Source organism: Tolypothrix tenuis PCC 7101, from assembly GCF_963874875.1.
GTDB classification, from domain to species: domain Bacteria; phylum Cyanobacteriota; class Cyanobacteriia; order Cyanobacteriales; family Nostocaceae; genus Aulosira; species Aulosira tenue.
Genome location: NZ_CAWNJS010000001.1, coordinates 6,422,172 through 6,434,839 on the forward strand (window position 1 = coordinate 6,422,172; position 12,668 = coordinate 6,434,839).

At 39.6% G+C, this 12,668-nt stretch carries 10 protein-coding genes; 6 read left to right on the forward strand and 4 right to left on the reverse strand.

The window, feature by feature from the left end:
* The first annotated feature begins 521 nt into the window (after positions 1 to 521).
* The 6 genes from AACU25_RS25390 to AACU25_RS25415 all read left to right on the forward strand — a co-directional run bounded on the left by AACU25_RS25390 (position 522) and on the right by AACU25_RS25415 (position 5,959).
* A complete protein-coding gene (locus AACU25_RS25390) occupies positions 522 to 755 on the forward strand; it encodes a hypothetical protein (protein WP_096580416.1) in 234 nt (77 codons plus the stop codon).
* A 224-nt stretch (positions 756 to 979) separates the two neighbouring features.
* Positions 980 to 2,143, forward strand: a complete 1,164-nt coding sequence (locus tag AACU25_RS25395) for a phosphotransferase (RefSeq protein ID WP_096580418.1) — start codon at positions 980 to 982, stop codon at positions 2,141 to 2,143.
* Positions 2,144 to 2,207: 64 nt separating this feature from the next.
* Positions 2,208 to 3,308: a T3SS effector HopA1 family protein gene (locus tag AACU25_RS25400; RefSeq protein ID WP_096580419.1), complete on the forward strand. Its 1,101-nt coding sequence runs from the start codon at positions 2,208 to 2,210 to the stop codon at positions 3,306 to 3,308.
* Positions 3,305 to 4,345: an aldo/keto reductase gene (locus AACU25_RS25405; RefSeq protein ID WP_096580421.1), complete on the forward strand. Its 1,041-nt coding sequence runs from the start codon at positions 3,305 to 3,307 to the stop codon at positions 4,343 to 4,345. Before AACU25_RS25400 ends, AACU25_RS25405 begins: the two co-directional genes overlap by 4 nt.
* A 32-nt stretch (positions 4,346 to 4,377) precedes the next feature.
* The gene (locus AACU25_RS25410) at positions 4,378 to 5,157 is read left to right on the forward strand and encodes a peptidylprolyl isomerase (protein WP_096580423.1); all 780 of its coding nucleotides are present in this window, start codon (positions 4,378 to 4,380) and stop codon (positions 5,155 to 5,157) included.
* Between the two features lie 130 nt (positions 5,158 to 5,287).
* Entirely contained in the window at positions 5,288 to 5,959 is a 672-nt protein-coding gene (locus AACU25_RS25415) for a hypothetical protein (protein WP_190445952.1), read from the forward strand.
* Between the two features lie 100 nt (positions 5,960 to 6,059).
* Here the strand turns inward: AACU25_RS25415 and AACU25_RS25420 are convergent, their stop codons facing one another.
* The 4 genes from AACU25_RS25420 to AACU25_RS25435 form a co-directional block, all read right to left on the reverse strand.
* Positions 6,060 to 6,851 (reverse strand): peptidylprolyl isomerase, encoded by a 792-nt coding sequence (locus tag AACU25_RS25420; protein ID WP_096580429.1) that lies wholly within the window; start codon positions 6,849 to 6,851, stop codon positions 6,060 to 6,062.
* A 278-nt stretch (positions 6,852 to 7,129) separates the two neighbouring features.
* The gene (locus AACU25_RS25425; RefSeq protein ID WP_096580431.1) at positions 7,130 to 8,689 is read right to left on the reverse strand and encodes a beta-barrel domain-containing protein; all 1,560 of its coding nucleotides are present in this window, start codon (positions 8,687 to 8,689) and stop codon (positions 7,130 to 7,132) included.
* A gap of 125 nt (positions 8,690 to 8,814) precedes the next feature.
* Positions 8,815 to 11,871 carry a peptidase domain-containing ABC transporter gene (locus AACU25_RS25430; protein WP_096580433.1) on the reverse strand — a complete coding sequence of 1,019 codons (3,057 nt, stop codon included), beginning with the start codon at positions 11,869 to 11,871 and terminating at the stop codon, positions 8,815 to 8,817.
* Positions 11,872 to 11,892: 21 nt separating this feature from the next.
* Complete coding sequence (locus tag AACU25_RS25435; protein WP_190445951.1) at positions 11,893 to 12,495, reverse strand: helix-turn-helix domain-containing protein; 603 nt, start codon at positions 12,493 to 12,495, stop codon at positions 11,893 to 11,895.
* Positions 12,496 to 12,668 lie beyond the last annotated feature (173 nt).

Genomic DNA, 12,668 nt, shown 5'->3' on the forward strand with positions numbered 1-12,668 from the left:
TCCAATCTTGAAAGTGAAGATGAACATAAAGATTGTTCCTCCCATCGCCTCTTCTACTCTCCTAGTTGCACTAGTGATAGGATACTTATTTACTGAGAAGTCACTAAAAAAGTTTCTCTGATACTACAACTAGATATTCAATTTTTCTGGCTCATGAATCAAAATTCTCTAAAGATTTCAACTGTCATTGCAAATTAACTGAACTGAAATGACTGTAAATATTTTTGTACGTCTATTTACTAGGCGGCAATGCGCCAAAACAAATTGGATAATTGCTCAAAGTTTTGTTTTTAGTACATAGGTTGAGAATTTATTTCTGATTTTTAGACATAATTTAAGGAATTATGTCTAAAAATTTATTTACTGGAATTTGACTTTTAGGCTCACAATTGTAGAGAATAATGTCAAGAGTACAAAGTTGAAAAATTCGACATATGTTTTTCAATATTTAGCTAATCTCGCTTAAATCATATAAGAATTATAACATTCATGTAAATATGGGTTTGAGTTAGGAGTATAACATGACTACAATCAATATCTATGATCTATCTATTCTTGGGTTAGATCTGTTTCAAGATTCTGAAACTTTTCTCAATGAGCTAACGGAAGATGAATTAAATTATATAAGTGGCGGATTTCTAGATGACGTTTTTGATGTATTGCAATTAGCAATAATACCTCAAGAAAACCAAGCAAATATTAATGGGCAAACTATAAATGCATTCACCCAAAACAACTTTAACACGGCTCCATAGTTATTGCCTAAACTCTGAAAAATATATTCTTGTTAGGTAGAGTATTAGCTCAAATCTATAAATGCTGCTCTATCGTTAAATTATTTTATGATAAGCTACGCCATGCTTATTTATAATTTAATTCGCTTACTTTTAGCTCTATCTGACATAGTATAAACTCAAGAAAATACAATCAGATAAATCTGGATTTGGCAATCAATTCTTTACATAATATTTTTTTAAATATGGCATTACATTTGAGTTCTAATAACATTTTGAATTATATAAATGAACAGGGTTTCTGTACAACAGAAGAACAGAAATACTGCAAAATTGAACCGAAATCAGCTAAAAATTTTAACTTATTACTGAGTTTTCCAAATGGTCGTCAACTCCTGGTAAAGCAAGAGCCTTTAAACCAAGCAGGAAAAGCATCTGGTGAATTTTTACGAGAATGGCGAATTCAAGAATTTGTCAATAAATTTCCAGAATCAACACAAATTCGTGACTGGATATCAGAGGGAGTTCACTTTAATCCAGATGAGTCAATCATTATTTTTAATTACCTAGATAACTACCGTGATGTGATGGCTTTTTATGGCAAGGAAAATATTTTTCCGACAGAGATTGCATCTGCTATGGGCATAATTTTAGCCAGCATCCATAGCTTAACTTTCGATCGTAAAGAATATCACGCTTTTTTGACTCAAGAACAGGGGAATGAATGCTCTGAAAACCTGCCTCATTTAGCTCAAAATTTGGGACGAATTAGCCCAGAAATTTTTGGTTCTGTTCCTGCTGATGGGTTAAAGTTCTTTGCTCTCTATCAACGATATGATAGTTTGGGCCAAGCCATAGCCGAACTGGAAAGTGCTTTAAAACCTAGTTGTTTGGCACATAATGACCTGAAATTAAATAATATTCTTGTGGCTGATGATTGGGAGCAAGGTATTGGCAATAGCACAATTAGAATTATAGATTGGGAAAGATGCGGTTGGGGAGATCCAGCTTTTGATTTAGGTACGCTCATTGGTAGCTATCTGCACATCTGGCTGAGTAGCATGATTCCCAGCAAAACTATGAGTATCGATGAATCTTTGCGGATGGCGACAACTCCCTTGGAAGCTATGCAACCATCTATTGCTGCTTTAGCGATCGCATATTTAAATCACTTTCCAGAAATCTTACAGCATCGTCCCGACTTTTTACAGCGAGTCGTACAATTTGCTGGTTGGAATTTGATTATCGCTATTCAATCAACCCTGCAATACCAAAAGTCTTTTGGTAATACGGGTATCTGTATGTTGCAAGTGGCAAAGTCTTTGTTATGTCGTCCAGCAGCATCGATTCCCACAATCTTTGGTATGTCAGCATCAGAACTTACATCTACAAGCTTATCTCCCGTTTAGAAAAGGGTACTTTTGCGCTCACTTTTGCCTTTCATCATCTCTTCCTCGTTAAAGGCTCACAACTATGCAACTACTAGATCCACAGCCTATACAACTGGCAACTATTCCAGAAGCATTGCATACTTCATTGCAAGACATTGTTAATAAAATTCAGATAGAATCGAGATTTTGTATTCGCCATCCCGACTATAAATCTTTAGAAGTACCAGCTGAGACACTTCCACGCTTTCAGCAATTGCCCTCAGATGTACAAAATAAATATTTAAACGCGCAATTATCTAATTTTCTTTACGGCATTTATTACAACGGTTCCCTCAAAAGTGCTTTAGCGCTTGATGGGGAAACCACAAATTTACCAGTTAACCAAAATTTAGAAAATAACACCTTTTTAGGCGTAGATGTGGTGTTTTATAACCGCCTCCATGAAAGTAACAAAGGTGAAGGCTATTTTAGCCCTGATTGGCTAGTTGTTAAAGAAGAATCTGATGGCGCTTTCGCCGTACATAAGGGTGGTTTAACGCTGCATATTGACCGCACTAAACACTTGCGATCGCCAGATGAAGTTGTAGCTGTCGGGAACCAAGTTGCTATCAAACTGCCGAAAAATTTGGTACAAAACGGCTTTTACATGGCTGTTAGTAATGCAGGTTCTTATAGTGGTGAAAATATAGTCCGAGTCTATTTCAACTTAACTACTGATGGTGCAGTTGCGGTGATGGAAAGCTTGACTACCCAACTCAATGCCATCAATTTACCTTTTAACTTTAAAGCTTTGTATAACCCTTCAGATTATGGGCGTTATGACTCAGCGGTGCTTTACTTTGACAAAAACAACTATGCAGATGTTCACCCAGTCCTACAAAGGGTGTATGCAGAACATCAATCCCACTTTTTGCCAGATGTGCCTTTATTTACTAAATTGATTGCACCAGGGTTAGCGATCGCAGAAGAACCAAACCAAAAATTTGGCGAAAAAGAAAGCTTTGGCATGAATCGCTGCCAAATTGTAGCTAATGGTCTGATAGAAGCCTGGCAAAACTATGATGATTCGCCACAAGGTCGTTTAGCATCGATTTTGGCACAATTTTCTTTATTGGAAATAGACTTACAGCGTCCTTACCTCAATGCCAAATCAAAGGATATTTACCCAGCTTTAAAGTTATGAAAATTACTAACCTTGCTCCTGTTATTCAGACCCCTGAGTTTCAGCCGCAATTAACTGCAGCCGATGAACTTGCTCTAGCTAATAGTAGATTTGCTCAATCAGACCTACCTTTTTATCGCAAACTTGGGCGGACTAACTTAACTGTGAGTTGTTTAGGACTAGGAGGTGGGGGGCATATATCTAGTGAAGATACCCTTTACGCCTTCGATCAGGGCATCAACTACTTTTTCTACTCCAGCGATTTACATCAATATCTTTATAGTTCCATGCGTCCCGCACTCCGACAATTATGCGGACGTGGTTCTTCCATACGCGAGAAGGTAGTGCTGGCAACTGTTAGTTACATGATTAGAACCCCAGATACCGTATTCACCTATTTATTCGATCAGTTTATTGACCTGGGTATTGACTACATTGATGTGTTTTTTTGGGGCTGGATTGATGAGCACAATCATCCGGCTTTCGAGAAATGTATCAGCGCCTCTGATGATATTCGCGGGCCAAGTTCAGTAACTCAGCGCCAAATAGAGAGAGTGTTTGGTGTTTCCGAAAAGATGAAAAAAATGGGTGTGGTGCGCTATATTGGTGCTTCTTTTCACGACCATGATTTAGCAAAGCAGTGGGTGAATAGTCCCTTGTTGGATGTGGTCATGGTTAGGCACAACGTGGCACACCGTACTGCCCAAAAAAAGGTTTTCCCACATTTAGATGCCAACGATCCTCATCGTCCAGGAATTGTTACTTTTAAGTCAGCAGGTATGTTTGGCCCCCTTTGGGAACCTCCATTAGGCCTACCAGATAATTGTTGGCAACCTTCAGTCCCAGATTTATACCGCTATTCTTTAAGCCAAAACTCTGTTGATGTGGCCTTAGCAGGTTGGCAAACTCGCGAACATGTAGATGCCGCAATTCAAGCTGTGCAAAAGGGCAAACTTACCTCTGAAGAAATCGACTACCTCAACCTTTACGGGGATTTACACCGCAACCGCATCAAACCTCACGAAATTCCCACAGAACGTTTGCTTGTTGCCAGATAGAAATAACAATTTTATTTGAAGATAATCAAGCCATGACAGAACAATTAGAACAAACTCTATCCCTCAAAGTTTTACCCCAAGAACCAGTCAAACCTCACCCAGTCAGCGATGCAGAAATTTTGGCATATCTGCGTCATTCTGCTAAGTTTGCAGAAGTTGCCGTTGCTGCTGAACGTGAGGCGTTAGTTTTAGCCAACTGCAACCAGTTGGGAATTGAAGTATCTGATGATGAGTGGCAAGCGGCTGGTGATGCTTTTCGCTTAGAACGCAAGTTATGGGGAAACACAGAAACTCTGGCATGGCTGGAGGAACAGCGTATTAACGTAGAGGAATGGTCACAAGGAATTAAAGTTGCATTGTTAGAGAACAAGCTCAAAGAATATCTCTTTGGTGCAACAGTCGATGGCGCTTATATTTCCAACCGTGACAACTATAGACGAGTGGCCCTATCGCAAATTCTGCTGACTGACTTAGCAACTGCTTGGAAAATCGTACAATTGCTACGGGAAGGAGAAGCTTCTTTCTGTGCTTTGGCATTGGAACATTCTAAGGGTAAGCAATCTCAAGAAAATGGCGGCTTTGTTGGAATTCGCTATTTAGTAGAACTAATACCAGAAATTGCTGAACCTCTTAGCCAAGCTAAAGAAGGCGAAATTATTGGCCCTGTGCAAACAAAAATGGGATATCACGTTTTGAGGGTAGAAAAGTGGTTCCCCATAGAATTGAATCAAGGTGTGAGACAACAAATTATGGACTCGTTGTTTGACGCATGGTTACAAAATTTAAAAACCTCTCACCATGAGGGTGAATAGAACTCTGTAGGAGAAGGCCGCAAAGCGGCTCAAACCAATGCTCTGCTACACCCCATCTCTCCTCATTTAGTCTTGCTTGCTGTCTATCAGCAAGCAAGATGCAATTAATGCAGCTCATCAGGAGAAAATTATGAGCATAATTTTGGTAGCTAGTAATGCTAGCGAGACTATTAACGGTACAGATGGTGATGATATCCTTGCAGGTTTCGGCGGTAACGACATCATTAATGGTCTCGCTGGTGATGACATCATTGATGGTAGCGATGGCAATGACCTTATTAACGGTGGTTCTGGCAATGATATATTGACAGGTGGTCTTGGCATAGATACGCTGACTGGTGGGGAAGGTAAAGATGCTTTTTTATTTTCTGATAGCCCCTTTTCTGGTGGCTCTACAGCCCTAGCGCCTAACGGTATCCTGGTTTTGAATCAGCCGGATATTCTAATTGACTACCAAATTGGGGAAGATAAACTAGAATTTCAAAAAAGTCAGCTGGATATTGATGTATTCAACTTCCAGAAAGGTAATAGCAGCAATTTAGCTGGTAAGAGTAATGTGCTAGTGCTACTAGATCCGTTTCCCAATGCTGCAGCTGCTGCTCAAGCGATCGCAGATAATAATGCAATTACCAGCGATCGGGGTTTGTTTGTCTATTTCAACACTACTTTAGGCTTTGCCAGAGTTGTCTATTCCCAAGATTTAAGTGATGGTGGTGCAATCAGCGTTCTAGCCAATTTAACTAATCAAACCGATCCTGCTAACTTGGCACAGTTTTCTTCTGGTAACTTTGCATTGACTTGATAGTTTTTTAATTTTAGATTGATCTCAACATTTTTTAGGGGGTGCACAGTTGTGCGCCCCCATACCATTGGCAATGAAAAGTGATTACCCAGAGATAATATTATGCTGCTTGCGATGATTGTGGCTTGAGCATTTCTGTTTGATAATTATTGTTGATATCAAGTTGTGCCACTATTTCATATTGCTCAAGTTTTTGTTTTAACCAAGCAGTAAATAAATCTCCTAAAATTGTGCCCCGTAGTTGCTCATCTAATTGAGGTTTGATAATTTCTTCTACCCAAATTAAATGTACTCCTTTAGCAGTAATTATGGGTTTGAGAAGTTGTGGCGGATTAGTAGCAAATACTGCTGCTGCTATTTCAGGGCGAAAATCATGACGGCGTTTAATACCTTGATAGCCTCCGGCGCGGCGCAATTCGGGATTGTGAATATATTGACGGGCAATTTCTTGGAAATTAATTTCGCCTTCTTGCAAGGCATAAAATAGTTCTAAAGCGAGTCCTTCATCATCTAAGATTACTTCATAAGTAACCGCACCAGCATAGTTAAGTTGATTTTCATAAAAAAACTGCTCTACTTTTTCACCAAATAGATGAGTTGCTAATTTAGCCGAAATTAAATTAATTTGTGCTACCTCTTCAAAGTCATCAAGGGAAAGATGATATTTTTCTAGCCATTCCCAAGTATCTTCTGCTTTTAGGAGTTGGTTTGCTAAACGTAAGCTATCGGCTGCTTGTTGGATTTCTTCGGGAATTACTTCAATACCTGCCTCTAACGCTTCATTCATGATAATCTGGCGAGTGGCGATCGCCTCCAACAAACTGGGAATTTGACAATTTATTTTGACGTGATGCAATATATCTTTGCTGGAAATAGTTAAGATTTTATTCATGACAAGATTCCTCAAATTAGTCAATCATATCTGTGCGTGGAATTATAATTTTTAGTAATTACACCCTCATTGATATCCTCTATCAAGGTGTTTAAATTTCGCTTTATTTATAAGACTCATATTTAATTTTTGAATCTTCCGTAGGATGCGTTAGCGATAGCGTAACGCATCAGCAACAAATTTATTTTTTTACCTTGATTACTGTATTTTTTAAATACATTTTATCTATTGATTATTGCATAAAATTAGCCTTCCATAGGTAATAATATTGATTTCCTTTACAATTGCATTCCACCTTTCTGCAGCTTCTTAAATGGATCTAAAATAAAGTCGATAACCCGACGTTGGCGAACAATGACTTCTGCAGTTGCCGTTTGTCCTGGTGTTAAGTAAATACGTTTATTTGCTGATGCCAGATAAGGCTGCTTCAGAGTAATTTCTAATTCATACATTTCTATTTTTCCTTGATTAGTTTCTTGAACTTTGGAATCAGGTGAAATCCAGCTAACATGACCTTCTATCACTCCATAATCCTGGAATGGATAAGCATCAAACTTGATTTTTACAGGCATACCTTTCTTCAAGAAACCGCTTTGTTGGCTAGGCATTTGAGCTTTGAGTACATAGCCAGTATTTTTTGGTGCAATTTGAGCAACCATTTGGCCTGGTTGTACAACTGAACCAGGTTTAGAAATAGGTAACGCGAAAACAGTACCATCAACAGGCGATCGCAATATTCTTTGGTTTAACTGCAGTTTTAAGGAGATGATTTGACTGCGACTTTGCATAATGTCCGATCGCAGTACAGCAATTTGTGTTTGTAAGTCTTTAAGTTGTTCCTGACTCTTGAGAACAGTCAACTTTCCAGCTTGCATTAAGCTTTGATAGCTACTTTGTACTTCTTGCAGCCGCAGTCTTGCTTGCTTAATATCCGACTCCATCTGACTGATTGTACTTTGATAGCGGCTTTGTTCTTCCGCTAACCGCAATTGTGCTTGTGTAATATCAGATTTTGCCTTTTCATAGAGTCGTTTGCTTTCTTCTTCTTCTTTTTTGAGTTGATCAACTTGGTTTTCTGAAACAGCACCAGCCTTCACAATTTGAGTAAAGCGTTCGACTTGTCTAGAATCGATAGTTAAACGACTTTGAGCTGATTTTTGATCATTCTGGGCGCTAGTAATTTGTTGCTGCACCTGATTGACTAATGCTTGTTTTTCTAATTTTTGTAAGTTATAAGTACTCAGCTTCCCATCCAGATTTTGCTGCGCCTGATTAACTTGGGCAGTTTTTTCTAACTCTTGGGATTGGTTTTGTTGTTCTTGGACACGAATCGACATTTGCAGTTGATTTTTCAGTAAATCTAATTGCATCATGCGATTTTGTTGTCCATCTAACTTCGCTTTTGTCTGTTGGAGTTCGGTTTTCAAAACACCTGTTTCCAATTCCACTAAAACTTGTCCTGCTGCTACAGTTTCGCCTTCTTTAACCTTGACTGCAGTCACACTCCCACCAACAGCACTATCTAATTTTTGGGCTGATCCTTTAGGTTCTATACGCCCTCTAGCGTTTCCAGTTTCATCAACTTGAGACAGCATACTCCAAGGTAAAGCGATCGCCGCAAAGCCAATCAAAAAATACAGCAAAGAACGTGTCCAACGCCTCGGTAAAGCATCTAATAGTTCCTCTGTACTATGCGACCAATCACTAGTATCATTCGCTGTTGCTATGTGCTGCGACTCAATAGTATCTTTTACAGCTTCAGATTCATAGTTGTTTTGAGGTGCATCTTCATGAGATTTAGTTAATATTGTTAACGAATTCCAGGATGAATCAGGCATATGTTTTTACCTGTATTGAAGAGGTAATTGGAAATGGGTAATTGCTAATTGGTAATGGTTACAAGAAAATCAAAAAAGCAGAGTAAGTAGAGAGAAAATAACTCAATTTTGACTCTTGACTCTATTTAAGAATGAACTTGTGCTAATTGTTGCTGATTGAGATAAAAATAATGACCTTTCTTTGCAATTAATTGCTCGTGAGTACCGCTTTCAACTAATAAGCCACGATCCAAAACTAAAATTAAATCAGCATTCCGCACCGTGGAGAGTCTGTGAGCAATAATTAAGCTGGTGCGGCCTTTGAGTATGGTTTTCAGATTTTGCTGAATAATGCGTTCCGATTCCGAATCTAGGTGACTGGTGGCTTCATCTAAAAGTAATAGACGCGGATTACCCAACAAAGCACGGGCGATCGCTAAACGTTGACGTTGTCCACCAGATAACATCCCGCCACCTTCGCCGATTTGGGTTTCGTAACCCATTGGTAATTGTTTAATAAACTCGTCTGCTCCTGCCAATTCTGCCGCTTCCATAATCTCTGCTAAAGTGGCTTCTGGGTGAGCAATACTAATATTTTCCCGAATCGTACCGCCAAACAAAAACGTATCTTGATCCACCACACCAATTTGACACCGGAGCGATCGCAGGGAAATGCTAGTAACATCTTGACCGTCAATCAAGACTTTGCCATCTGTCGCTGGGTATAAACCTAATACTAATTTCGAGAGAGTTGTTTTACCCGAACCACTACGCCCAACAACTGCTACTGTTTGCTCTGGTTTGATTTCAAAGCTGAGATTTTCGAGGACATTAATATCGCTTTCAGGATGATAGCGAAAAGTCACTTTTTCAAAGCGAATATGGCCACGTAACCTCGGTAAAGACTGTCGGGGTTGATGTTCTAAATCTTCTTCTGGTTCTGCTTCTAAAACATCATTAATTCGTTCTGTGGAAACTATGACTTCTTGCAATTGATTCCACAATACTATTAGCCGCTGGAAAGGATGAATGATGTTAGATAATAACATATTAAAAGCGACTAATTGCCCAATTGTCAGTTGGTTTTGAATCACCAATGATGCGCCAAACCACAACAAACTTGTAGTTACTAAGGTTTGAATAGTAGAACTAAAAATTTGCAATTGGTTACTAATGACCTGGGCTTTAAAAGTTTTTTTGATCAAATTATTCAGGAGTTCTTCCCAATGCCAGCGTACTGTCTGTTCAATGGCCATTGAGCGAATTGAGCTAATCCCTGTGAGACTCTGAATCAAATAACTGTTTTCTTGAGCTAGGGCATTAAATACTTCTTGGGAGATGCGGCGTAAAAAAGGCGTTGCAATCAGCGCCAGTAAAAAGAATGGCGGTATAATTGTTAAGCACAACAATGCCATTTGCCAACTATACCAAAACATTAATCCTACATAGATAAATACTGTGAGCAAATCCAAGCCAATAGATAGCGATTCCCCAGTTAGAAAGCGTTGAATTTTTTGATTTTCTTGGACGCGGGAAACAATATCTCCTACGTAACGCGATTCAAAGTAAGACAAGGGCAAGCGGAAGGTGTGTTTGATAAAACCCACCATTAGCGATACTCCGATCCGGTTAGCAGTGTGATCCAACAGATATTGCCTTAAACCGTTCATTGCTACGCTGAATAACCCAAAAATTAGCAATCCGAAACCAACGGTATTTAAAGTCAGAGTACTGCCCTGGACAATAACTCTATCTAAAAGTAACTGTGTGAATAACGGCGTTACTAGCCCCAATATTTGAATTAGCATAGAAGCCATGAAGACTTCTAGCAAGACTGTAGTATGGGGTTTGACTAAATCAAAAAATTGCCAGAATCCGGAACTTGCTTCTGGAGTTTCTTTTAATAGAGCGGTGGGTTGTAATAATAAAGCGTAACCAGTCCACCCCGCTTTAAATTCTGCAATCTTCAGGTGGCGTTGACCAATGGCGGGATCGCCGACAATTACTTGTTTTTTAGTAACTTCGTAAACGACGATGTAATGCTTGCCTTCCCAGTGAGCGATCGCTGGTAATGGTTGTTGTGCTAATTTATCCAGACTGGCTTTCACTGGACGGGTAGTAAAACCAACGCTTTCTGCGGCCGCTGTTAAGCCCTTAAGTGATGCACCATCGCGGGTAACGTTAGCTAACTCTCGCAAGCGGTTAACACTCAATTGCTTACCCCAATAGCGGCTAATCATTACCAAACAAGCAGCCCCACAGTCAGAAGCACTTTGTTGGTGGTAGAAGGGGTAGCGCTTGCTGATGCGTCCCCACAAATGCCCTAATTTGACTTTTGGGCTAGGAAAGTAAGCACGTCGTTTTTTTTGTGGTTGTTGTAGCTGAATTTGCGAGGGGAAAGAAATAACGTTGCTGTTGGTTTTGGTAGATACTGCTACGGGTTTTTCCTCTATGGGAACTGGGGTAGCTTGAGAATCAATCAACTCTGCCAATTGTCCCCAATGTAGCAGTGCTTTTTGCCAATCATCATGCTTGAGGCTGTAAGCAATGGTTGGTTTTGTCACCTGCCATTTTCCCGGTTTGATCGCAAAGATACTGCCAGGAATTAATTTACTACCATCAGAATGCTGTAATTCGCCTTGGCACAATATCCATAACTGAGTATCTGCAACTAGTTTGGCTGGTACTGTACCCATTTTTAAATGCTGTCGTGAGAAGTAAGCTAAGGCTTTCAGCATATCTTCAACGGATATATTGCCTTTGCCGATGGAGTTCTGGCGAAATAACATCAGTAAATCCCAACGTTCTGCACGTTCCAAAAGGCGATCGCGAATCCTGGGATATTTATCCATCAAAGTTTGCAATGTCTCTTGTTTGAGATAACTCAGCTTTAAGTTCAAAGAAGACCTCGCTGAGTATGGTTGCAACGTGGCTTCAGGAAACAAAGTCAGTTCACCAAATACTGCACCTGGAGAGAGGGTAGTAATTAAGTTCTCCCCTCTATCTAGCAATCGGACTTTACCTGCTAAAACTACATAAATTCCTGCTTTGGCTGTTGTTGCTTGCCAAAATAGTTGTGCTATGGGCGGTTCTACAATTTCTATCGCCGCCAAGCAGCTTTGCAGTTCTTGCTCTTCTAGCTGCTCGCCTAAGACAATAGCGAGCTGTTCACCAAGCTGTGCTTGTGAAAATACTGATGGCATTTCCTCAACTCCAAGACTGAATTAGTGATTAGTCTGCGCCAAATTAAATGACCACAGGAATTTAGGCTGGTTGTTGCTAGATTGCAAATCGCAAATTCTAATGCCAGCATCCTTTAAAGAATCAGTTGCTTGTTGCTTTGAGGATTTTTTCTTGGTTGATAGCCCCATTTGTTTTAGGAGCCGATTAATATGGCGATCGCTAATTTCAATGCCAAATTCTTGAGCTAGATGTTTACTTAACCATTGGGCTGTCCAATTAGCAAATGCATAACCATAATCACGCGGACTCCCATTCACCAATTCTTTTAACCTTTCTAGATATTGATGATTTACGGTTTTTGGTCTACCAATTGGTCGCTCATTCCATTTGTGGGCTAGACCTGCTTCTGCTACAGCAATCCAGTATCGTGCCATCTCTTGAGAGCAACTTAATATTTCGCAGATATGAGTTTGAGATGTACCGCTATCTGCTAACAACATAATTTCTATGCGGCGACGATATTCTGGTTGTAAATCTGCTTGCAAATTCTTGAGTAAAACCTTTCTTTGAAAAGGTGTCAAAAATTTGCTTTCTTGTGTAGAGTCAGGATCACAAACCTTGTTTTGACTAGAATAATGTGACATAATCATTCTCCAGTTGCATTCAACTGTTAAAGATGTGGGTTCAACCTTCTGCTGCAATTGTGTTTGAATCGTGACATCCAAGGTTTCACAATTGCGTAGTTAATTAGTCTTGCCGGACTAATTAATTACTTAACTTTGATTTGCAACTAAGCCGGGTACTATCCCCCTAGGCT